Here is a 22,977-nt window from a genome sequence, read left to right as displayed (position 1 = left end):
TGTTATGTCTTCATCTTCTGATGCTAATGCCGTTAATACCGATAGCCCCAATAAACATTCTACGCTTACTGAATGGTTAGATTATATGCAGCAGATACATGTCTCTGCTATAGATATGGGGCTGTCGCGCGTACTACCAGTTGCGAAATATTTAGGCGTGGTGCAATCAGCCAAAGATGACGCTTACGTTTTTACGGTGGCGGGTACCAATGGTAAAGGCTCAACGACCGCGATTATTAATGAGATGTGTCAAGTAGCCGGATATAAGACCGCATTATATCAATCGCCGCACCTGCAAGCGTTCAATGAACGCGTACGTATCAATGGCGAGATGGTCAATGACCAAACCTTGATTGAGGCTTTTAGTAAAGTGGAAACGGCGCGGCTTGAGTGTAAATTGACACTGTCGTTTTTTGAGATGACTACTTTGGCGGCCTTCTTAATCTTTGCCGAGGCCGATTGTGATGTTTGGGTGCTGGAAATAGGGCTGGGTGGGCGCTTAGATGTGGTTAATATTGTTGATCCAGACATGGCAGTGATTACCAATATTGGTATCGATCATGTCGAATGGCTTGGTGACAATGTTGAGGACATTGGTTTTGAGAAAGCGGGTATTTTGCGTGATAATATACCGCTGGTTTATGGCGCTCCTAAGATGCCCACTAGCGTTCAGCAAAAGATCGCTGCCCACAACGTAACCTGTTATCAAATAGAGAAAGACTTTGATTATCGTATAATTGATGCCCAAACGTGGCAATATAGCAGTGCCGCTGTGACCCTGCAACTGCCGCGCCCGTCGTTGTCACTTATGAATACCGCCAATGCCTTATCTGCGGTATTAGCCAGTTCATTAACCATCGGTGTTGACGCTATTGAGCAAGCACTACAAAGTGTCAAGCTGGCGGGACGCTTTGATTATCGTGAAATTGCTGAGCGTCAGTGGTTGTTTGATGTAGCACATAATGAACAAGGGGTTGAGTATTTATTGTCGCAACTACTGCCATTATGGAAGCAGCATAGTAGTTATAAGCCATCACCAAGCATAAAAATGCTATTTTCCATGCTCGGTGACAAAGATATTGCTCATGTTGTAGAGCGTTTGACAGCAGCTGGTCTGCTTATTACGGACTGGTATGTGGCCGAGATTGACCACCCACGTGCAGCGAGTATAGAGCAGCTACAAACTGCGTTATTATCCTATGTAGATAATACTCAGGTACATATTTACACCGACCTGCAGCAAGCTACTCAGGCTGTACTGGATAATAGCTTAGTAGAGGATTTAATTGTAGTATGCGGCTCTTTTCATACCATTGGTGAGGCGTTCGCGGCTCTTGGAGTCTAGTTATACTTGTGCACGACCAAGCATAAAATCTTACTACCCTCTTTCAGTATTAGGCTAAAAAATATACGATAGCAGACAGCATGCAAAATATGTTTTATAATCAAAGCACTTGTACAAGGTGGCATAACTTTTGCTAACTGTTAATAGAGATTGGGTACGCTTAGCAATCAAACCTTACTACCAACTAAGAGACGTAAACGGATGAACTTTTCGAGACAAGCCTTATTGGGCATCGGGATGATTATAGGCGGTAGCGTAATGCTATATGCCATGGCGCAGCAAATTGGCACTGATAAAGAGACGACGCCTCCTCCTGCTATCGTCGAGCAATCATCTACCAAGCCTGCATCGACGCCTCCGCTCACGACAGATATTGATACTGAAAAGCGTATCTTAGCGCAAAAACAACAAGAGCGGGCTGCTCGCGTTGCCGCGCAAGAAAGGCGAGCCCAGCAGTTTTTGGCTGAGCAAGAGAGTGCAGAGGCTAAAGCGCTTGCTAAATCCCGCGCCGAAAATCAGCAGTATGTCGCCAATACTACGCAAGTTGGTGGTGACAGTGATAGTCCAGAGGCTGCACAAAACCCAGCTTTAAATCAGCCAACTGTAGTAACCACGCCAACTACGCCTACGGTACAACCGCGCGCCGAGGCTACTCCTGTAAGTGTCACGACTACTGATAATGATACACAGGCTAAAGAGCAAGCTGAAGCTGCAAAGCAGGCCAAAGCCAAAGAACAAGCAGCTGCCAAAGAGCGAGCTGAAGCCCAGGCTAAAGCTGAAAAAGAAGCTGAAGCAAAAGAAGCAGAGGCCAAGAGAAGAGCAGAAGAGCAAGCGACAGCCAAACAAAAACAACAAGAGTCAGAAAAGCAGCAAGAACAAAAAGCAGAAGCCGCTAAAAAAGAGGCGCCTAAATCGCCAACAGATTATACTGTAAAGCGAGGCGATGGTTTAATCAAACTGGCTCGTCAATATAACGTGCCGGTGGAAGCTTTGGCGCAAGCAAACGATCTCTCACCATCAACTTCCTTGCAGGTGGGTCAAGCGTTGACTATCCCTTCACGCAAGCAAGTTGCGCGTTTAGAGCGTGAGGCGGCAGCTGCCAAAAAAGCAGCTGAAGCTGAACGTACGGCCAAACAAAAACTTCGCGAAGCTCGTCAAGAGGTTAAAGAAACGGATGCTAAAGGTAGCTTTGGAGTGCAAGTAGCGTTGGCTAAAAACCAAGCGGCGGCTGATGATGTTGCCGAAAAACTCAAGTCGGCAGGGTATCAAGTAAAAACCAGCGCAACTAGTCGCGGTGTACGCGTTGTTGTTGGGCCTGAGCGTGGTAAAGTGGCCGCCTTGGCACTAAAGGATAAAATCAATACTGATCCCAATGTCGATACCAATGGCGCTTGGGTATTGTACTGGCGCTAATTGGTTTATTACAACTATATCCAGCACTCACCATTTCTAAAACACGACATTAATTGTCGTGTTTTTTAGTTTATGGATGGTAGCTAAGCATTAGCCCAGCTAGTATAGTGACTTTTTGTTTCTCTTATTTTAAATTAATAATACAAGGTAAAACCATGTCATTTGGCGTTATATTTTTGGTATTGGCGGTAGGCTTTTTAGGACTGATTGCGTTGCCAAAGCTGCTATTAAAACGTCATTCTAATAAACACATTGAACAAGATCTACAGCCAGTACGCGGTGATGATTTGGCCATTTGGCCTTTTGTCCCTGTGCCGATTATGACTGATACCGAAGTTATATTTTTTCATAAGCTCAGCGAGGCTCTGCCAGAGTTTCACATCTTTGTTCAAGTCCAGCTCTCGCGTATTATCGAAGCTGATAGCCAAGAAACAACAGAGCGCAGCTTTTGGTTCAACCGTATCAGTCGTCAAAGCGTAGATTATGTGATCACTGACAGTGATGGGCAGACTACTTTGATGGCTATTGAGCTGGATGATTGGACTCACAACAGTAAATCCCGTCAAAAAGCAGATGATAAAAAAGACAAGGCGCTTGCCAGTGCTGGCATTCCGATCGTACGTTTTCATGCAGAGCGCATGCCTAGCGTAGACATGCTTAGACACGAGCTAATGCAAGTTATCGAAATATACTAACTGTTAGCGTATTACTTGGTCTTAACTTATTCTAAGAATAAAATATAGTTTGATATCTTATAAAATTGTGTTTTTTGAGCAAAGATACAATCATACAAAACATCAATCTATTTATGAATGGACTAATGAATAATCTTGGTTGATTACTATTAATCACGAAAAGACAAGTAAACTGAGTCCACACATATTATGTATAGTCCCTATAAAAATAAATAATCTGTTTGTACATTAACAAACAGATAACTCCAAAAATATAAATACTTACCATATAGACTAAATTGGAAAATAAATATATTATCTATCCTTTACTAAATAAACTTATGTATATACTAATGTTCAATAAATTTAAGCTAGAACAGTCACTATTTAGTTATTTATCTAGCTTCGATTCAATGACCTAATCTAAAAATATCTCATTAATAAAGGGTAATTCTATGAAGTTTTTTAAACTAACCGCTTTAGCATTAGCCAGCTCCTTAGTATTAGCAGGCTGTGGTAGTGACGGTGGCAGCAGTAGTACCACAGTATCTAATAATAATGGATCAACCATTCCTGCCAAGCCACCAGTAAATAACAATCTGTCTGATCTTCAGCAAGCTAAAGGTCTTATTGATACGGCTAAACAGTTTATTTTGGACAATAAAGCGATCAAAGATGCCTACGAAGGGGCTAGTGAGATCTTGACCGAGCAGCAACAAGCAAGAGTGAGCTTAACCTTTGATATTGCTGAAGGTCTGCGTGAGTACATGCAGGAGAAATCAATAACACGGCTAGATGCAGCAGACATTATTTATCTAAGAGATAATGGTGATCTTAAAGAAATAATAGACAAAGACTTGGCGAGTGATTTTTATTGGGACAGATTCTACGACAATAAGCTAACGCCAAGCGATGATTTCTTAGCAACACTTGATGCCAATGGCAAGTTCAAGTTGTCCGGTACTACGCTTGTGAATAGCGAAGATTATGATTATAGCTATAATCCTCTAACCAATAATATAGATAGCATAGCCACCAAGGATTCTTTCAAGATAACCTATGATAAGTTTGAAAATACACTAGCATCTAATAGCAGTACTGATAATTTTAAAGGAAGATTTGGCTTTAACAATATAACTATTGGTTCAGGCGCAAAAGCAGTTGTATTTAGCTCATTGTCGCAAGGCGCTACCGTTAATGCTCAATTTAGCGATAAAGTACTGATCAACGATGAGTTTGATCTAGATGAAGTCAATGCAGCAGGTATTACTGTTGAAAAAGCGGTTATTAAGTTAGGTGATGTCAAGCTTAAAGCCAACGACAGTACTATCAAGGCTAGTGACCTTGAACTGGCGTTTTTAGATATGAGCCACAAGCGTGCTGATGGCAGTTTGGTAGTTAGAACACTACCTTCAACCATCAAACTAACCGGTCAGCTGATAAAAGAAAAACCTAAAACGGATATGACTATTTCACTAAACGCAGTTGCTAATGAAAATGATATCAAAAACGTTATCAAAGTGACGCAAGATGGAGACATTGAAGAAGCGGCTGGTAAATTTGTAGGTATAGAGATTGTGATGTCCCTTAACGGACAGGTAGCTAGAAAGAATACCAATATAACCACTAGCATCCCAATTGATATTCAAGCAAATCTAAAACGTATGTCACGTAAAGATGTCGAGTTACAAGGCTTGAGCGCCAATGTTGACGGTAAAAAACTATACGTAACTGGTAAAACTATTTTGGATACGACCTATAATGTTAGCTGTAAATGTACGCAGCTTAATATCACCCAAAACAATGCGGCGGTTAATTTAAAATTCGACGTGAATAACGACTTTGTAAAACAGGATACTAGCACTGGTAAGATTGCTGATATTACAGTTAATGGTAAGGTTTTAGGTCAGCTGTTAGAGAACAATGGTACCGTTAGTGCCAAGTTCGTTGATAATAGCTTTGTTCCTTTAGGATAATAGTGAGCGTTTATTACACCGCTGTAAAGCATAATTCTTCAGACACGATGATACGCGTTTGAGATATTGTCAATATGTACAGAAGAGACAGCTCGCCCTGTCTCTTTTTTGTGCCTTTTAATTTATGGAAGACTATTATGTTCTGTCTGCGATCATCCCTTTATGTACCCTTCGCACAAATGCTACCTACATCTCCCACCATCGATATCTCTCGGTACGCCATGTATAAGCACACGCTATTTGTCCTACGCAATATAGTAGTGACCGTCAGTACAGGGGTGGCAATATCTGCTATGGCTCAACCAGCACCTTTGATAAACGTACCTTTAGTGACTGCACCATCTGTAGTCCCTAAGAGAGCGGCGGCGCAAATTGATTGGAATATAATGGCCACAGCTCATAGCCCAGCGCAGCCGATTAATGATTTTATCAAAGATTGGGATGCACCTCTAGACTCCGGTAAGCACGCTTACGCCCAGGGACGTGTGTCACTCAATGTACGTCCGCCTGATAGCGCTATTAGCTACGGCTTAGCTTGGCGTTACGATTATCTGTTGAGCTTCAATCAGGACACAGCAGATCTATATTGGCAGTATCAAAATAAGCAATTACCTAATCAAAATCAAAACTATCAGTTGCAGCTAGAAGCGCAGCATAATGAGCGCATTGGCGCTAATATCGGTTTTACTCAGCAGATAATGCCCAATTGGCAACTGACTACTTACGCCAATATTTGGCAAGGACAACATGTGCTTGATGGCGCTATCAAAGGTAATTTGACGTCGCAAGCCTTTCCTGAGGGCGAAATAGTTAGAAACCTAGATCGTTTAAATAAGATTGATACTTCTATAGATTATTATTACGATGAGCCCGCGCTTAAAGAGGAGGACTTGAATTGGTATCCTGATAAACCCTCAGGCTACGGTTATTCACTAGATTTAAACCTGACCGGTCAATTATCCCAAAATACCCGATTGTCTATTCGTGGTTATGACATTCTTGGACGTATGCATTGGCAAGACGCACCTAGTACCCAGTACATTCTAGATTACGATATCAATAGACCCACTACCGATAAAACACGAGGCCAACTCGATACCGACGATGTGACACAGACCTTGCCTTGGCGAGTTGAAGGTAGCCTCATGCATGAGCTAGATGAGCAGTGGCAGCTTGGTGCTCATGGTCAAGTGAATGACGTTCATGATTTGTACCAGCTATCAGCAGGCTACAAAATGGAACAGATGGCTTATTCTGTTACGCTTACAGGTCTGATCGAACCGCAAACGCAATCTTTGGGCTTGGCTTTAGACAGTCAATATGGAGGCATTAAACTCCTCACCGATAGTTTAGACGCAGAAAAAGCCAAACGCAGTGAGATCAGTTTATATGGGCGCTATGCTTGGTAGTGCTAGAAACTGTAGTACTGGAAAATAAAGGTGTTAAAACACAGTAAATTTAGTATGGAACAATAAAATTGCCTAGCACTTATCAATTTAAGACTCGTTATCTACGTGGTCGCGCTGTTGAGGATAGATCACTATAAACCTATCGCCTTCAAAGTACAGACCTGTTCTAGGTAGCGCGTCGTCCGGCTGTTTATTAGAATTTTTATCGAAACCTGTTAATTTTACTTGGCAGTTATCGTAAAACTCGCGCTTGGTAAACCATTCAATATAATGCGCTAAGCGTAGGTTGTTGGTATCGAGCATCGCAAGATTCACCTTGTCACTTTTATCGCACCATTTATGCATGGGAAAGTCTGAGGACAACCAATCCGGCCACTCAAAATAGCTCAAATCGTTTGAGTTCATTGGCAAAAAGAACCTTCCCTTTATCAGCGCATAACGCTTGTCGATTTTAACTTGTCCATGGTTTTCAGTTTCGACCCAAACGGCGCGAAATTGTTTGGTTTGCATATGGGTCATTTTACGTTCTAAATTGTCGTTGGAGTTGATACCCACCCAGTTCTCTGGCGCAAACGGATATGAGCCCATAAAGAATTTAATGGCTAATTCCCAATGCTCTACTCGTTTATCTTCATGATTGTATAAAATCAAATCCAGCTCGCCTACTGTTTGCTTACCATTATAAAGCTGTATATTGCTAGCCAATGTCTCATACGGATGCAGGCCACGCGTATAACCATCCTCTAGCCAAAACGCTAGTAATCCTTCAAAATGAAATCCCAAGCGATTGGGACTGGGACGTTTCAGTAAATAACGGGTTAGGTCTTGGTAGGCGTCGGTATTATCTAGCTCGTGCAAGCGCTGCTGATAAGCAGAAAACTGCGCCAGCCAAAACTCGCTACTATGTACAGCGATAGGAGGTGTGTTTTGATGCGGCGCAAATTCTAGCCATCTGGTTAGTACGTCAGGGCAAGCAAGTGCATAGGCCAAATCACGTACATAAGGGCGGTGGTAAGCTTCCCACGGTGCATTATCTACGGGAGTAGCAAAGAGTAAAGCAGTAGGCTCGGGCATAGGATAGACCAGAGTAAGTGATAGAGGAGAATATAAAGTATTTACCCTAATAGCTTGCGTGGTAAAAGTCTATAGGGAGTTGTAATATGTTAAGATTAAGCCCAATTAGCAGGGTATATTTCTGCCTATAATTTCTCATATCACTTAATAAATAGTAGGAATAAACTATGAAATATCTTTTACAAATGGACTTTCCATACACTGGACCTTTTGGCGATGAGTTTTACAAGCAAATGAAGGAGCTTGCTGAAGATATCGCTACAGAAGATGGTTTGGTCTATAAGCTATGGACAGAAAACGCGCAGACGCAAGAGGCGGGCGGCATTTATGTCTTTAATAATTTAGATGATGCCAATAGATACTTATCCAAGCATACTAAGCGCTTAGAGTCGTTTGGGATTACCGGTATTCGAGCGAAAACGTTTAAAGTGAACGAAGAGCTGAGTAAGATTACTAAAGCATGGTTGCAGTACTTGGCGTAGGATAGATTTTTAGGATCAGAAAAGCCAGCTTCTGGATTTAAGGGCTGGCTTTTTGTTGCGTCTTATATGCTCAAAACATGATATTAATCATATAAAAGTTAAGCTGAATGTCAGGCGAGTTTGACAGAAAAGGCACTAGAATCACTATCAAAAACTTTAATATACTAAGTGTCCATTTTGGTGGTTTGTTGAATGATTTTTTAGATGATGTGGTTTCTTTGGTTTGGGTTGGGTGTGTCATGTTCATAGCTCCATGTAGTTTATCGAGCCGTAACTTGTGCTACGGCTTACATGGGCTATGTTAGAGGATGGGCAGTTATAGCAGTTTTATATAATGGCATAGTGATTTTATATAAAATACTAGTCGTCCTTAGGTTGTTCAGATGCAAGTTTTAGCCAGTTGCCTATGACCTGATTACTAACCTTCATTTGATTAGACTTTATTTGATCAAATATAATAGAGTTTGTAGTATTAGGCTCTTTGCTAGCATGGGGTTTATCGATATTTAAATCAGCTATTTGAGTCAAAGCCAAAATAATCTTGGCAACATAGTTTTGAGACTTTGTATTTAACTCTTTATCATCGTTAGCTTGTTCGTCTACTAATTCTGCTTTTACCTGAGCAAGTTGATTTTCAAGTTCTGCTATACGTTCTTTATCGCTCTTAAGGTCGGTTCGAGTGATTGTTGGTGCTGGTATTCTGTTATTATTAGATTGAGAATTCAGAAAATTTGTGATTTCATCACGATGAGTAGGGCTTGTATTGTATGAGTCCATTTGAGCGTCCATATATTCATGAATTTTTGCTATCACTATCTTTTGAATATCAGTTGCTTCTGATAAGTCTGTTTTACTATCGATTTCTATCTTAACGATTTGGTCTATAGCTATTAGCTCATCTATTCTTTTTTGTGGTAGTCCAGTCACCAGTTCATTAGAGCTAAACAGACTACCTATTGAACCTTTACTTAAATATCCAAACCCTCTAGCCATAGCCTCATGAGCTGCATATTTTTTTATAAAGCTAATTTGCTTTAAAGTGTCAGACTGAAATAGCTCTAACAATGAAAAGTATAAGTCCGCATACCTTTCTCGTATTTCATAAGGAAACCCCATAATTACTGAAAAGCTTGCTGTTTTCTCAATATTATTAAAAAAATCGCAAGTGCTTTTACAGTTGTCCTCATTATCTCCTTTGGGGTTAATGTAATCTCTATTTTTTCTATAAAGAGTAGTAGTAGAAGGGAATGATTTTATACTTAGATAAATTAATATTTCCTCTAAATTTGTCTGCTCAAATTCTACAAGTAATTCGAGGAAGGTACAAACATTTATATATTGAATAGTCGTATCTTTCTTATAACTATCTAAATAATTTTTAGCCGTTAGTAAGCTCAAATTCACACTCCTATACCCTTAAATAAAAACAGCTGCTGTTCATATAATTAGCTCGAGCCCTACATAGTCATTACGCCATACCTTCGTTATCGATGGCATTGGCAAGCGTATCGGCAACCCACTGATTGAGGCTCATACCGTGACTGGTGGCGACAGTGCTCACTTGCTCATGTAGCTCGCTTGGTATGCGCGTCATAAACTTACCAGAGAAGGATTTGTAAGGCTCAATACCATTTTCTTTGCACACCTCCAAAAAGGTTTGTAGTGACTGTTCACCCTCATTCTGTAAAGCGGTGATACTATCACCGTAGAAGTCTGCACCGCCATTTAGTCCTACGAATTCCCCACGAAACAAGCTTAGTTCAGGGTCATATTGAATGATGGCTTTATGCTCATTAATCATCATAATATTTTGCATAATTATTCCTTATTGTCATTGATTACAGGGGCGGTCTGTTCAGTATCATCAATAGGACTATAGTCTAAACTATCTAACCATTTTCGCACGCTAGCTACTGCGCCCTTGTCGGTTGTTGGCTGGGGGTGTGGTCGATGATAGACCTGTACTTCATCATCTAATACGATTGCTACTCTTGATCCTGCCCGTTCGCTAACTTCTGCACCCAATGCTATAAATAAAGCTTCAATATCTGACCATTTTATATTACCGGATATGGGTTTACTAAAAATAGCTATGAGTGTCTTTTGATGCTTACGTTGCATACCATATCCTTATTGTTTATCTCATTATAGTATCATATAGTGATACTAAAAACAGTTGTTTAATTCCATTGAACAGTTTTAAATTCTTGAATCAATTAATTTTGTCTTCAACAACAAGTCTAAACTATTTCTTTTATCGTGAAACTATAGACTAATAAAATCCAAATCAAAAAAAAGCCAACCATTGAAAACAATGATTGGCTTTTCTATTTAACTATTGTGTTTGGTCGGAACGGCAGGATTTGAACCTGCGACCACTACACCCCCAGTGTAGTGCGCTACCAGACTGCGCTACGCCCCGAATGACTGCTATTTTACGCAAAATTATTTATATTGCAAGGGCTAATTAACATCCAAGTTAGCAATTAATTTACGCACAAAACAGTCAGGACTATTTACAGCAGACCCTGTTATCCTAATAATTCTTTTAGAATCTGATTGACCTGCTGCGGATTAGCGCTACCACGGCTGGCTTTCATCACTTGACCGACCAAACCATTAAAGGCTTTTTGTTTACCGCCTTTATACTCATCGACCATGACCTGATTGTTAGCGATAACCTCTTCTACCATCGCTTTAATAGCACCAGTATCGGTTTCTTGCTTAAGGCCTTTTTCCTCGATAATCTTATCAGCAGCGTCATCACCATCGCCGCCTTCGCGTGCATAAAGAGCGCTAAAGACGGTTTTAGCCATTTTACCTGATAAAGTATCATCATTAATGCGCTTGAGTAGTCCGGCTAATTGCTTAGCGCTGATAGGGGAGTCGATAATATCAGCGTCCTCCTTATTAAGCGCACCGAGCAAATCGCCCATCACCCAGTTGCCCGCCATCTTGGCGTCTTTTTGTCCGACCTCAGCGACGACGTCTTCAAAGTAATCGGCCAATTGACGACTACCAGTTAAGATACGCGCATCGTATTCTGAGAGTCCAAGCGCCTCTTCAAAACGGGCACGACGCGCAACCGGCAGCTCAGGCATTTCAGCCATAATAGCATCTATCGTATGCTGCTCGATACGTACAGGAAGCAGATCAGGATCAGGGAAGTAGCGGTAGTCATCAGCGTTTTCTTTGGTACGCATGACCCGGGTTTCATCTTGATCAGGATCGTAGAGCATCGTTGCTTGCACAACTTTACCGCCGTCTTCGATAATATCAATTTGACGTTCGATCTCACGAGCGATAGCGCGTTCTATAAAACGAAACGAGTTGAGATTTTTCAGCTCGGTACGCGTGCCTAGCTCATCCCCTGGTTTGCGCACGGAGACGTTACAGTCGCAGCGAAACGAGCCTTCTGCCATGACGGCATCTGAAATACCCAGCCATGTGACCAATTGATGAATGGCTTTGATATAAGCTAGCGCCTCAGCAGCTGAGCGCATATCAGGCTCAGAGACAATCTCAATAAGCGGCGTACCCGCACGGTTGAGATCCACACCAGTCATACCATCGACAGCGTCATGTACTGACTTGCCTGCGTCCTCTTCTAAATGCGCGCGTGTGATACCCATGCGTTTGGGATACTCATTCTTATCACCTTCATTGACTACCACATCGATATACCCTTTACCCACGATAGGATTAGCCATTTGAGTGATTTGATAGCCTTTGGGCAGGTCAGGATAGAAGTAGTTCTTGCGATCAAAAGTATTAAACAGCCCTAATTCTGCGTTGACGCCGATACCAAATTTTAGTGCTCGATCTACCACACCGCTATTTAGGACGGGCAAGACACCGGGCAGACCTAAATCTACAATATTCGCTTGTGAGTTTGGCTCATGACCAAAGTCGGTCGGTGCACTTGAGAATATTTTGCTTTCGGTATTGAGCTGGCAGTGAATCTCGATACCAATGACCACTTCGTAGCCATCGACGAGCAGCTCTTTACGAACTGCAAACTCTGTCATTTCCATCATAAAATCCTATCAAAAAATTAAAATAAAACGGGGGGATGCTAAAAAGATAATCCATATTTATAGTAGCTACCGATGATAAAATGATTATCACCACACAGCATCAGTAAACTAGCGCAGAGTATATTTTGTACACTACTCAAGTGATGTTTCGACAAATAACATACATTACACTACGTCTGCCTAATAAACAGACTTTAATAACTATTCATCATTTCAGTATAAATTTCTGAGAAAATTTTACTATCCCCACCACTTTGATAATAAGCGGGAATAACGTAACTCAACAAGATTCTAAAATCACCTTGTAGAAACAAACTATTTACCAAAGCTTCAGCTTGTTTAGCATCTCCCTTTTCAAAGCCATAAGGGGCAATAGTCTCTTCAAATTTACTATAGAATTCTTGGAAAAAACTTGAGCTATCCTCGAAGTTTTTGTCAAAAAAAGCTTCTAAGTTTTTAAGCTCTGTTTGTAAGTCATTAGCTTGATTATCATCTAAGCCATAATCTTTTTTCAACATGTCGATAAAATTCATTTCATATCCCTAGTAAAGTCAAATTTTTGCCCGCGTAAAATCGTATAATTTAGTACGGTAAGTTATTCAACCACAACACCGTGTGTTATACGCTTTCCTTGGCGATAGTAGAGTGTTGTAGATGATGATCGGTATGCTGCTGGAATAGATGCGCAGTGGCGAGTAGCTTGCTCTCTTGCCAGTACTGTCCGATCAATTGCAAACCAATAGGCAGGCCCTCAGAAGTCAAACCAACAGGCTGGCTCAGCGCTGGTAAGCCTGCCAAATTTACTCCGATAGTATAAATGTCACCTAAATACATAGTTGCCGGATCGAGGTTATCGCTGAGTTTATAAGCGGCTGTTGGCGACGTTGGACTGGCAATTACATCACAATTGGCAAAAGCTTTATCAAAGTCCTCGACGATCATTCGGCGCACTTTTTGTGCTTTAGTATAATAAGCGTCAAAGTAACCTGCCGAGAGCGCATAGGTCCCAGTCAAAATACGGCGCTGTACCTCGGGACCAAAGCCCTCAGAACGCGTACGCGTGTACAGATCAATGAGATCTTTGGGATCCTCACAGCGATAACCAAAGCGCACGCCATCAAAGCGTGATAAGTTTGATGAGGCCTCAGCAGGAGCTAGCATATAATAAGTAGCAAGGGTAATATCAGGATCAGTGATGTTCACCTCCACAATCGTTGCGCCCAATTCTTGATACTTTTGTAGGGCAGCGCGTACAGCTTGCTCGACTTCTTTATCAAGACCCTTACTAAAGTACTCTTTTGCCACCCCAATACGTAGACCATCAAAGGGCTTATCGCCGGCTTTAGCTTCGGCATCATTGATGTCTTGTACATAATCAGGAATGTCGTGTTTGATAGAAGTGGCATCACGCGGGTCATGGCCGATCATAGGCTGCAATAGATAAGCGCAGTCTTTAGCGCTACGACCCATGCTGCCTGCTTGATCAAGGCTTGAAGCGTAAGCAATCATGCCAAAACGCGATACACGTCCATAAGTGGGCTTGATGCCGGTTAGGCCACAAAACGAGGCGGGCTGACGGATAGAGCCGCCAGTATCACTTGCCGTAGCTACAGGAGTGAAACCTGCTGCCACTGCTGCTGCACTACCGCCGGATGAGCCACCAGGGACGTGCTCTAAATCCCAAGGGTTTTGTACCGTACCATAATAGGAGCTACTGTTATCCGAGCCCATCGCAAACTCATCCATATTGAGCTTACCTAGGCTTATCATGCCAGCCTTGTCTATATTGGAGACGATGGTCGCGCTATAAGGCGCCACAAAATTATGCAGCATTTTAGAGCCACAAGTAGTCAGTACACCTTGGGTGCAAAAGATATCCTTGTGTGCCATCGGTACACCAAGCAGACGTCTTTTATCGCCTTGCGCGCGCATCTCATCAGCAGCTTTTGCTTGTGCGCGCGCAGTCTCTGAGGTGTTGGTAATAAAACTATTAATCTTGCTATCTAACGTTTCAATGCGCTTGATATAGTGTTCAGTGATCTCAAGGCTGCTAAATTGTTTGTCTTGCAGTCCGGTAATCAGTTGCTGGGTACTTAAGAGATGAATCTCAGACATAAGGAGTCGTCCGTCAAAAAGGTTGCTGGATAAAATAAGAATAAAAAGTCAGTTAACGGTTATTCAATCACCTGAGGTACTAGGTATAAACCGTCTTCAACAGCAGGGGCAACCGATTGATTACGCTGGCGATTAATATCATGTTTGGCGACATCGCTGCGCAAATCTTGGCAAACCTCATGGATGTTCGAGAGTGGTCGTACCTCTGTAGTATCAACGCTGCCAAGTGTCTGCATGAGCTTGAGTACTTTGCTAATATCGTCAGCATAGCTGCCAGCCGTATTCTCATCAATACCTAAACGGGCAAGATTTGCTACTTCTATAATTTCTTGACGACTCACGTTGCTATCAGCGTTAGGCTCAGTAATAGACCTATTATCGAGTATGGTCTCGGGCGTTTGCTGTGACATAATTTCTCCAATTGAAGTCAGGATTTGTTCGTACGAGTGCCTGCTAGTCAAGGCACTGTTGTTGATCAGTTATTGAATAGCTAAGAGTTATTTGCTGTATCACTCATAGTTTGGCTTTACATGGGATAGTAAATACATCTATGGTACTTTTGAATAATATTATCTATGCTAGGGTTTTAGGACCATAGATTAACGATCCGCTATCAAGCAGTTGTTAGTGACGTATTATAAAGCATCTAGCCTAGGTTTACAGAGGACGATGATAAATTGCTGTACAAACATGAATAATCACAGCCGCGCCAGCTAAATTACTGGACATGTTTTATTAGACTGGATAATAAAAACTTGTACATAATAAAAAATCCTTGTTTTACCCTGTAAATAACCCTGTTTTTTTTGTATTGAAACGGTATAATTTAGTCCAATTTTAGCTTTTAGTCATTATTGTTCAGATTTCCCTTGTCGCCTAGATAAGCTTTTGCTAATGTGAGCGCCTGACTATCATCTATCCAAAACTATGATCTACTCGACCTGACGAGCACTGTCTCAGTCATTTTATTCGCCTCATTTGCTTCATTCTTTTAAAGCGCTGGATATATTAATGAACCCGTTTGGATTTTTATCGAATAATATCGCAATCGACCTTGGTACTGCGAACACCTTAATTTTTATTCCTAATAAAGGTGTGGTGCTTGACGAGCCTACAGTGGTCGCTTTGCGTAGTAACCGTACGCAAAACCCAACAGTGGCAGCTGTTGGTCTTGATGCCAAGCAAATGCTTGGACGTACGCCTGCTAATATTACTGCTATCAGACCATTAAAAGATGGCGTTATTGCTGACTTTGAAGTGACCCAAAAGATGCTCAAGCATTTTATCGCTAAAGTAAAAGCCAAGCGCTTTATGGCGCAGCCTAATGTGGTGGTTTGTGTGCCCTGCAAATCTACCTTAGTTGAGCGCAAAGCCATTCGTGAAGCGGTATCATCAGCAGGTGCTAATAAAGTATTACTGCTTGAGGAGCCTATGGCGGCCGCTATCGGGGCTGGCATGCCAGTCCATGAAGCGAGTGGTTCGATGGTTGTCGATATCGGCGGCGGTACCACAGAGATTGCTGTTATTGCACTGTCAGGCTGCGTGTATGCCGAATCGATTCGTATTGGTGGAGATATATTCGATGAGGCAATTATCACTCATGTCCGCCGTACCCATGGCTGTGTGATTGGCGAGACGACTGCTGAGCGCATTAAGCAAGAAGTAGGCTCAGCCCTGAACGAGGACAGTCAGCTTGAGGTTGAGGTGCGCGGTCGTAGTATGGCAGAAGGAGTGCCCAAAACCTTTACCGTTAATTCAGAAGAGGTGCAAAAAGCACTAAGTGATCCATTGAGTGGCATTGTCAGCGCAGTGAAAGCCGCGCTTGAGCAGACGCCGCCTGAGCTGTCATCAGATATAGCTGAGCGCGGTATTGTACTGACTGGCGGCGGCGCTCTATTGCGTGATTTGGACAAACTCATCTCAAAAGAGACCGGCTTGCCAGTTACGGTAGCAGAAGATCCGCTGACCTGTGTGAGCCGAGGCGGCGGTATAGCGCTTGATTTTATTAATAATAAAAGCTTAAATATGATTTTTGTATAAAGGTTTTTCTTACTACATTTCTACATAAATGAGGGCGGTCAATGCGACTGCCTTTATTGCATTAATGATTGATAGAAGCCTTCACTCTGATAAATAACCGTATTATATGCTACGCTTAGCGAGTATTACTCTAATTAGATATCCTATGATTCCAAGTATTTTTGCCCGTCAATCCCTGGCACTACGTAGGACTGCTATTGTATTGATAGTGGCACTAATATTGATATGGTTTGATAGCAAAAATCCTGAGTGGTTTCAACCACTACGTAATATTAGCCACGCTGCGATGCAGCCCATCTACGAGTTCTCTTTATTGCCAAGCTACGCTGAGCATTGGACGCGCGGCAGCATACAATCAAAAGAAGCTTTGCGCCGTGAGAACATAAGACTAGAGTCGCAGCTGATCCATGCGCAAGCTAAGCTACAACAGCAAGATTATATCTTGGCACAAAATGCACGTCTGCAAGGTATTTTGTCAACGACTAAGCCCGATTTGTTTGACTTAAACTTGGCACAAGTTATTGGTACTGATACCAATTTACTCAAGCAAATTGTAGTGCTCAACAAAGGCGCAAAAGATGGCGTGCAAGTAGGACAAACCGTTATAGATGAGAACGGTATTTTAGGCCAAATTATTAATGTTTATCCAAATACTAGCAGACTACTATTGATTACCGACGAGCAGCAATCGGTGGCAGTGACGATCAAGCGTACGGGGCAACGCGCTATTGTGACGGGGGCAGGTACTCCAACCTCACTGCATTTAAACTATGTTTTTAAAACCTCGGACGTACGCGTTGGTGATGAGCTGGTGTCATCGGGTCTTGGTGGACGCATTCCGGCAGGGTACCAAGTAGGCCGTATTGCGCGTATTCAAGATACCCAAGCTGATAATTTTAGAAGTATTGAGGTAACACCAGCCGCCAATTTTGTTGATAATGCTTACGTATTAATTCTACAGGATAAAACAGCACTTGATAATTAAGGTAGGCAATACAGATGTCCGCTGCAGTCAAGTTACTCAACGCTGCCAGTTGCTAACCAATCGCTAAGGCAAGCATTTATGGCGCTTTCAAACTCTGAGCAATCCTCTGGTACAGTACTAATTGCTATAGCATTAAGCTTTGTGGTGGCCTCATCGCCTAGCGTATACCCTCTAAGTCCAAGTATGGCAACCTTGCGCCCGATGATTATGATTATGGTGCTGATATTTTGGCTACTGTTTCAGCCGCGCTATGTTGGTGTCTTTACCGCTTTTATTATTGGGCTTATTGCTGATTTGCTGATGGACACTCATCTTGGTCAGCAAGCCTTTGCCGCTGTAATAATGGTGCTGGCTCTGAGGCTTTGTAGCTTACAGGTTAAACAATTAAACACATTTAGCGCGTGGCTATTAGCGACCATAGGATTGATTGTTTTTCAATTAAGCTTGTGGCTATTGCAGCTAATGACCCAAAGCATATTTGTGGTTCAATCAGGATTATCTCTACTAATAAGTATTCTTAGCTGGCCGCTAATCTTGTTGATATTACGCGGCTTTACGCGCTAAAGTTTGTCTAGAAAACCTTATCTGTATAATCATAAAAAATTAACTCCAAGGGACTAGCAATGAATATTTTATTGGCTTCTGGTTCGCCGCGTCGTCGTGAATTACTAATGAGTGCCCAGCTTGATTTTAAGGTCATAAGCGTTGATATTGATGAGACATATTATGACCAAGAGACGCCAAAAGACTATATCCAACGTATGGTCGCTACCAAAGCTGAGGCTGCCATTACGCAGCTTCAAACAGATGATCAAAACCATACTGCTACTATAGATCAGTCTTCTGTGCCTTTTGTCGTTCTAACCGCTGACACTATTGGGGTACTGCCAGACGGACAATCCATTTTGGTTAAGCCAATAGATCGCGATCACGCCTATAATATGTGGCAACAGATGTCTGATGACACCCATCAAGTGTGGACGGCCGTGCAAGCCACACTCGTCGATCCGGCTTTGCAAGTATTATGGCAACAGCAAATCATAGAACGTACTGAGGTTACTTTTGTCCCTTTAACGCCTGCTATGATGGCAAGCTACTGGGATAGTGATGAGCCTGCTGATAAAGCGGGCGGCTACGCTATCCAAGGACAAGCAGCAGCATGGGTCACCCGTATCAACGGCAGTTATACTAATGTCGTCGGCCTACCTTTAGCGCAAACATTGGCTTTAATCAAATCTGCGAGCAATAGTTACGAAAGCCATTGTGCATAATAATTATAACATCAGACACCTACAAGCAGGCGTTGATTAATAGGCTAGGACACATAATGACACGGCAGGAGAGTGGGCAGTGCTAGCAAGCGTTTGTTACACTGTAAGCTTGATCAACTTAATAAGCTTACAAGCCTATATGATCTTAACAAACCTATAACTATAAAAAGCTATCTATTATCAATACGCATTATAAGCAATAAGAGAAAACATTATGTCTGAAGAGCTGCTGATTAATGTCAGTCCGATGGAATGCCGTGTGGCCGTTTTGGATAATGGCGTGCTCGGTGAGATTTATATTGAACGTCACCATAAGCTAGGTTTAGTTGGTAATATTTATTTGGGTACAGTAGTACGCGTACTACCGGGAATGCAAGCTGCTTTTGTTGATATAGGGCAGTCGCGAACCGCGTTTTTACATGTTAATGATATGCAGCGTGAACCACGGACTACAGTAAAAAATACAAACCAAACTTCTATAGACCAAGTCAGTACTGATAAGTCAGTGACACCTGCCGATAGTTTAGCTATGACGCCACCTGTTGTCAGTGCTCAAACGACAGATGTGGCTACTGTGGTTAGTAAGCTTATTCAACACCGCTTGCACGAAGGCCAGCGTATCTTAGTACAAGTTACCAAAGACCAGCTAGGCAGCAAGGGCGCACGATTAACCACCAACATATCACTACCGTCCCGCTATTTAGTCTACCTGCCATCCAGCGATCATGTTGGTATCTCGCAGCGAATAGACGGCGAGGAGGAGCGTACGCGCCTAAAGACTGAGCTGACAAGTCTTATGCAAACGGTCAATCTACAAGGTGGTTTGATCGCACGTACAGCAGCAGAACGCGTTCCTGTTGAGAAGCTAGAGGAGGATATCTACTATCTTGTGCAGCTATGGCGTACCATCTGTGCACGCAGACAGGAAGTAAAGCATCATCAAAGCTCAGAGCTGATCTACCAAGAACTGTCTTTGCCCCTACGCTCCATCCGTGATTTAGTACATGCTGGTACCGAAAAAGTCATAATAGACAATTCGCAGATTTATGAGCAAGTACGCCTTTTTGCTGAAGAGTTTGTTCCCTTTGTTTATGACCGTATTGTACATTATAGTGCTGAGCCAGCATTATTTGATGTGCACCGTGTTGAAGAAGACTTACGTGATGCCCTAAAACGCCGCGTCGATCTAAAGTCTGGCGGTTATCTGATTATCGATCAAACTGAAGCTATGACCACTATCGATGTTAATACCGGCTCCTTTGTCGGTGGCAGATCCTTAGAAGATACTGTTTATAAAACCAATTTAGAGGCCACCCACGCTATAGCGCGTCAGCTGCGTTTGCGTAATTTAGGCGGCATTATTATTCTTGATTTTATAGATATGCAAGAGCAAGAGCACAAGGACGACATATTAGAGAGTTTGCAGCAACAGCTTATGCAAGATTATGCCAAAACCAATATCACGCAAGTTAGTGAGCTAGGTCTGGTTGAGATGACGCGTAAGCGTACCCGTGAATCCTTAGGTCAGCAGTTGTGTGAACCCTGTGCTACTTGCGAGGGCCGCGGTTTTGTCAAAACAGCAGAAACGGTTTGCTTTGAGATATTTCGCGAGATCATGCGCTGTGCCCGTACTTATAACGCTCCAAAGAAATTTACGGTCGTCGCCCATGCTGCCGTTATAGACTTACTCTTGACTTCAGAAGCAGATACCGTAGCAGAGCTTGAATATTTACTCGGACGCGTCATTACGTTTGAGGTTGAAAACTTATACAACCAAGAACAGTATGATATTGTTCTCGACTAAAATGCTGTTTTCATGTTTTGACTTGTCACTTGTGTGACGATTTATTAGAGTACTTAGTGGGTAAAATCATAGTTTATACGCCATTTACCCTTGCAATGACTCAAATGTTCTGTATAATACGCACTACTGAATTATAAGAGCGCAGCGAAGAATATTGCTGCTGCTATGACAGCTAGAGCATCGTTTCTAGCACTATTTCATTATGCCTTTGCTGACATCCATATAACTAGGAGGGTCGGCGGGGCTTTAAATTATTTTGCTTTTAGCACGCTGCTCGTTCTATTAAAAGAATATTAAGCCGCTTGAAGTGAATCTTTAACCAAACGGCTTTTGGTCATCCACTTGCACAGCAAGAATGATCGAAGCACATATTAGGAGCTTGCTGGCATGGCTAACCAGAGAATCCGTATCCGACTTAAATCTTTTGATCATAGATTGATTGACCAGTCGGCACAAGAGATTGTCGATACTGCAAAGCGCACTGGTGCGCAAGTTTGTGGTCCTGTACCGTTGCCGACTCGTATTGAGCGCTTCGATGTCCTAACCTCGCCACATGTCAACAAAGATGCGCGTGATCAGTACGAAATCCGTACTCACAAGCGTATGGTTGATATTGTTCAGCCTACTGACAAAACTGTGGATGCGCTGATGAAGTTAGATTTAGCGGCGGGTGTTGACGTTCAAATTGCTTTGGGCTAACGCGTAGAACACCCCACCCATTAATAAGATATAAAGAGGTTCAAAATGGCGATCGGTTTAGTCGGTAAAAAATGCGGCATGACCCGGGTCTTCACTGAAGCAGGTGCATCTATCCCTGTAACTGTGATTGAGGTCAATGCAAACCGCATTACTCAAGTAAAAAACAACGAAGTAGATGGCTATCAGGCTATTCAGGTTACTACAGGCACTCGCCGTGACAGCCGTGTCACAGCTGCTCAAAAAGGCCACTTTGCAAAAGCTGGCGTTAAAGCGGGCCGCGGTGTTTGGGAGTTTCGTGCCAATGATAGCGATTTAGAAAGTTATGAGATTGGTGGTGAGATCCTAGCTGACTTGTTCGAACAAGGTCAGATGGTTGATGTCACAGGACAGAGTAAGGGTAAAGGCTTTCAGGGCGGTGTAAAGCGTCACAACTTTAGCATGCAAGATGCCACTCATGGTAACTCAGTATCTCACCGTGTTCTTGGTTCAACTGGTCAAAACCAGTCACCAGGTAAAGTATTTAAAGGCAAAAAAATGCCAGGTCAGATGGGTAACAAGCGTGTCACCGTTCAAGGCCTAGAAGTGGTTTCGGTTGACGCTGAAAAAGGGTTACTTGTCATCAAGGGTGCTATCCCAGGCGCCACCGGTGGCGATGTTATCATACGTCCGTCAGTCAAAGCCTAAGCAAGGGGATTAACGTGGATTTAAAAACAGTTACAGGTGCGGCGGTTGAGCTTTCTGATACGGCTTTCGGTCGTGAATTCAACGAAGCATTAGTGCATCAAGTCGTCACGGCGTATTTAGCCGGTGCTCGTCAAGGTACACGTGCACAAAAAACCCGTGCCGAAGTTTCTGGCGGTGGCATAAAGCCATGGCGTCAAAAAGGTACGGGTCGCGCTCGTGCCGGTTCTATTCGTAGCCCAATCTGGCGTAGCGGTGGTCGTGCATTTGCCGCCAAACCACAAGATTGGTCACAAAAAGTTAACCGTAAAATGTATCGTGGTGCGATGCAGTGCATCCTAGCTGAATTAGTACGTCAAGAGCGTCTGATTTTAGTTGATGAGTTGGTTATCTCTGCACCTAAGACCAAAGAGCTGATCGCTAAGCTAAATGATTTGAATGCACCTCGTGCACTTATCGTCACCAAAGAAGTTGACGAGAATTTATATTTAGCAGCTCGCAACATTCCACACGTCAATGTACTTGGTACTAATGAAGTGGATCCTGTGAGTTTGATTGCCTTTGATAAAGTCATCATGTCAGTTGAAGCTGCGAAACAATTTGAGGAAGCACTAGCATGAATAACGCAAGACTCTATCAGGTCTTAAGAGGGCCTGTGTTCTCAGAAAAATCTCAAATGCTTGGCGATTCATTTGGTGTGCAAGTATTTAAAGTTGATTCTAATGCTACTAAGCTTGAAGTCAAAAAAGCAGTTGAGTTGATGTTTGAAGGTGTTGAAGTCACTAAAGTAAACACTTTGAATGTTAAAGGTAAGACAAAGCGTTTTGGTAAAAGTATCGGCCGTCGTAATGACTATAAAAAAGCCTACGTTACCTTAAAAGCTGGTCAAGATGTACAAATGGCTGATGCTGGTGAGGATGTAGCAAATACTACCTCTACTAGTGAAACAGCGAACAACGAATAAGGATTACA

23 protein-coding genes and 1 tRNA gene are annotated in these 22,977 nt (G+C 42.5%); 15 read left to right on the top strand and 9 right to left on the bottom strand.

Annotated elements, in window-relative coordinates; all coding sequences use genetic code 11:
- Positions 1 to 4: 4 nt before the first annotated feature.
- The 5 genes from ACR63N_RS11900 (at position 5) to ACR63N_RS11880 (ending at position 6,817) form a co-directional block, all read left to right on the top strand.
- The gene (locus ACR63N_RS11900; RefSeq protein ID WP_367107232.1) at positions 5 to 1,345 is read left to right on the top strand and encodes a bifunctional folylpolyglutamate synthase/dihydrofolate synthase; all 1,341 of its coding nucleotides are present in this window, start codon (positions 5 to 7) and stop codon (positions 1,343 to 1,345) included.
- A gap of 201 nt (positions 1,346 to 1,546) precedes the next feature.
- The gene (locus ACR63N_RS11895) at positions 1,547 to 2,758 is read left to right on the top strand and encodes a LysM peptidoglycan-binding domain-containing protein (protein WP_367107231.1); all 1,212 of its coding nucleotides are present in this window, start codon (positions 1,547 to 1,549) and stop codon (positions 2,756 to 2,758) included.
- 155 nt (positions 2,759 to 2,913) lie between these two features.
- The gene (locus ACR63N_RS11890) at positions 2,914 to 3,453 is read left to right on the top strand and encodes a DUF2726 domain-containing protein (protein WP_367107230.1); all 540 of its coding nucleotides are present in this window, start codon (positions 2,914 to 2,916) and stop codon (positions 3,451 to 3,453) included.
- 434 nt (positions 3,454 to 3,887) lie between these two features.
- Positions 3,888 to 5,408 (top strand): hypothetical protein, encoded by a 1,521-nt coding sequence (locus tag ACR63N_RS11885; RefSeq protein ID WP_472782071.1) that lies wholly within the window; start codon positions 3,888 to 3,890, stop codon positions 5,406 to 5,408.
- A 137-nt stretch (positions 5,409 to 5,545) separates the two neighbouring features.
- Positions 5,546 to 6,817, top strand: coding sequence for a hypothetical protein (locus ACR63N_RS11880; protein ID WP_472782070.1), 1,272 nt, complete (start codon positions 5,546 to 5,548; stop codon positions 6,815 to 6,817).
- Positions 6,818 to 6,904: 87 nt separating this feature from the next.
- Here the strand turns inward: ACR63N_RS11880 and ACR63N_RS11875 are convergent, their stop codons facing one another.
- Entirely contained in the window at positions 6,905 to 7,891 is a 987-nt protein-coding gene (locus ACR63N_RS11875; RefSeq protein WP_367105698.1) for a DUF1853 family protein, read from the bottom strand.
- A gap of 167 nt (positions 7,892 to 8,058) precedes the next feature.
- Between ACR63N_RS11875 and ACR63N_RS11870 the strand changes: the two genes are divergently transcribed.
- The gene (locus tag ACR63N_RS11870) at positions 8,059 to 8,373 is read left to right on the top strand and encodes a monooxygenase (RefSeq protein ID WP_367105699.1); all 315 of its coding nucleotides are present in this window, start codon (positions 8,059 to 8,061) and stop codon (positions 8,371 to 8,373) included.
- Between the two features lie 360 nt (positions 8,374 to 8,733).
- On the opposite strand, the gene ACR63N_RS11865 is transcribed toward ACR63N_RS11870, so the two are convergent.
- The 8 genes from ACR63N_RS11865 to gatC form a co-directional block, all read right to left on the bottom strand.
- Positions 8,734 to 9,771, bottom strand: coding sequence for a hypothetical protein (locus tag ACR63N_RS11865; protein ID WP_472782069.1), 1,038 nt, complete (start codon positions 9,769 to 9,771; stop codon positions 8,734 to 8,736).
- A gap of 70 nt (positions 9,772 to 9,841) precedes the next feature.
- Positions 9,842 to 10,189 (bottom strand): type II toxin-antitoxin system HicB family antitoxin, encoded by a 348-nt coding sequence (locus ACR63N_RS11860; protein WP_472782068.1) that lies wholly within the window; start codon positions 10,187 to 10,189, stop codon positions 9,842 to 9,844.
- A 2-nt stretch (positions 10,190 to 10,191) separates the two neighbouring features.
- Entirely contained in the window at positions 10,192 to 10,494 is a 303-nt protein-coding gene (locus ACR63N_RS11855; protein WP_472782067.1) for a type II toxin-antitoxin system HicA family toxin, read from the bottom strand.
- A gap of 224 nt (positions 10,495 to 10,718) precedes the next feature.
- Positions 10,719 to 10,795: transfer RNA gene (locus tag ACR63N_RS11850), tRNA-Pro, on the bottom strand.
- A gap of 109 nt (positions 10,796 to 10,904) precedes the next feature.
- The gene (gene gatB / locus ACR63N_RS11845; RefSeq protein ID WP_367109539.1) at positions 10,905 to 12,410 is read right to left on the bottom strand and encodes an Asp-tRNA(Asn)/Glu-tRNA(Gln) amidotransferase subunit GatB; all 1,506 of its coding nucleotides are present in this window, start codon (positions 12,408 to 12,410) and stop codon (positions 10,905 to 10,907) included.
- A gap of 194 nt (positions 12,411 to 12,604) precedes the next feature.
- Positions 12,605 to 12,943, bottom strand: a complete 339-nt coding sequence (locus tag ACR63N_RS11840; RefSeq protein ID WP_472782066.1) for a hypothetical protein — start codon at positions 12,941 to 12,943, stop codon at positions 12,605 to 12,607.
- Positions 12,944 to 13,028: 85 nt separating this feature from the next.
- Positions 13,029 to 14,525: an Asp-tRNA(Asn)/Glu-tRNA(Gln) amidotransferase subunit GatA gene (gene gatA, locus ACR63N_RS11835; protein WP_367109540.1), complete on the bottom strand. Its 1,497-nt coding sequence runs from the start codon at positions 14,523 to 14,525 to the stop codon at positions 13,029 to 13,031.
- A 59-nt stretch (positions 14,526 to 14,584) separates the two neighbouring features.
- On the bottom strand, positions 14,585 to 14,935 hold the full coding sequence (gatC, locus tag ACR63N_RS11830; RefSeq protein WP_367105705.1) for an Asp-tRNA(Asn)/Glu-tRNA(Gln) amidotransferase subunit GatC: 351 nt from the start codon (positions 14,933 to 14,935) through the stop codon (positions 14,585 to 14,587).
- 601 nt (positions 14,936 to 15,536) lie between these two features.
- Between gatC and ACR63N_RS11825 the strand changes: the two genes are divergently transcribed.
- From ACR63N_RS11825 to rplW, 9 genes are all read left to right on the top strand, one after another.
- A complete protein-coding gene (locus ACR63N_RS11825; RefSeq protein ID WP_367105706.1) occupies positions 15,537 to 16,565 on the top strand; it encodes a rod shape-determining protein in 1,029 nt (342 codons plus the stop codon).
- A 145-nt stretch (positions 16,566 to 16,710) separates the two neighbouring features.
- Positions 16,711 to 17,550: a rod shape-determining protein MreC gene (gene mreC / locus ACR63N_RS11820; RefSeq protein WP_367105707.1), complete on the top strand. Its 840-nt coding sequence runs from the start codon at positions 16,711 to 16,713 to the stop codon at positions 17,548 to 17,550.
- Between the two features lie 78 nt (positions 17,551 to 17,628).
- Positions 17,629 to 18,114, top strand: coding sequence for a rod shape-determining protein MreD (gene mreD, locus ACR63N_RS11815; protein ID WP_367105708.1), 486 nt, complete (start codon positions 17,629 to 17,631; stop codon positions 18,112 to 18,114).
- A gap of 59 nt (positions 18,115 to 18,173) precedes the next feature.
- On the top strand, positions 18,174 to 18,821 hold the full coding sequence (locus ACR63N_RS11810; RefSeq protein WP_472782065.1) for a Maf family protein: 648 nt from the start codon (positions 18,174 to 18,176) through the stop codon (positions 18,819 to 18,821).
- A 214-nt stretch (positions 18,822 to 19,035) separates the two neighbouring features.
- Entirely contained in the window at positions 19,036 to 20,625 is a 1,590-nt protein-coding gene (locus ACR63N_RS11805) for an Rne/Rng family ribonuclease (RefSeq protein WP_367107223.1), read from the top strand.
- 387 nt (positions 20,626 to 21,012) lie between these two features.
- Positions 21,013 to 21,324: a 30S ribosomal protein S10 gene (gene rpsJ / locus ACR63N_RS11800; protein ID WP_025644420.1), complete on the top strand. Its 312-nt coding sequence runs from the start codon at positions 21,013 to 21,015 to the stop codon at positions 21,322 to 21,324.
- A gap of 45 nt (positions 21,325 to 21,369) precedes the next feature.
- Positions 21,370 to 22,008 carry a 50S ribosomal protein L3 gene (rplC, locus tag ACR63N_RS11795; RefSeq protein WP_367105711.1) on the top strand — a complete coding sequence of 213 codons (639 nt, stop codon included), beginning with the start codon at positions 21,370 to 21,372 and terminating at the stop codon, positions 22,006 to 22,008.
- Positions 22,009 to 22,022: 14 nt separating this feature from the next.
- Entirely contained in the window at positions 22,023 to 22,625 is a 603-nt protein-coding gene (gene rplD / locus ACR63N_RS11790; RefSeq protein WP_367105712.1) for a 50S ribosomal protein L4, read from the top strand.
- On the top strand, positions 22,622 to 22,969 hold the full coding sequence (gene rplW / locus ACR63N_RS11785) for a 50S ribosomal protein L23 (RefSeq protein ID WP_367105713.1): 348 nt from the start codon (positions 22,622 to 22,624) through the stop codon (positions 22,967 to 22,969). The genes rplD and rplW overlap by 4 nt, the downstream gene beginning before the upstream one ends.
- Positions 22,970 to 22,977: the final 8 nt, after the last annotated feature.

This window comes from Psychrobacter sp. M4 (assembly GCF_055699795.1).
Note: the sequence above shows the minus strand (reverse complement) of the source record. Positions and strands in the feature narration are given on the sequence as shown.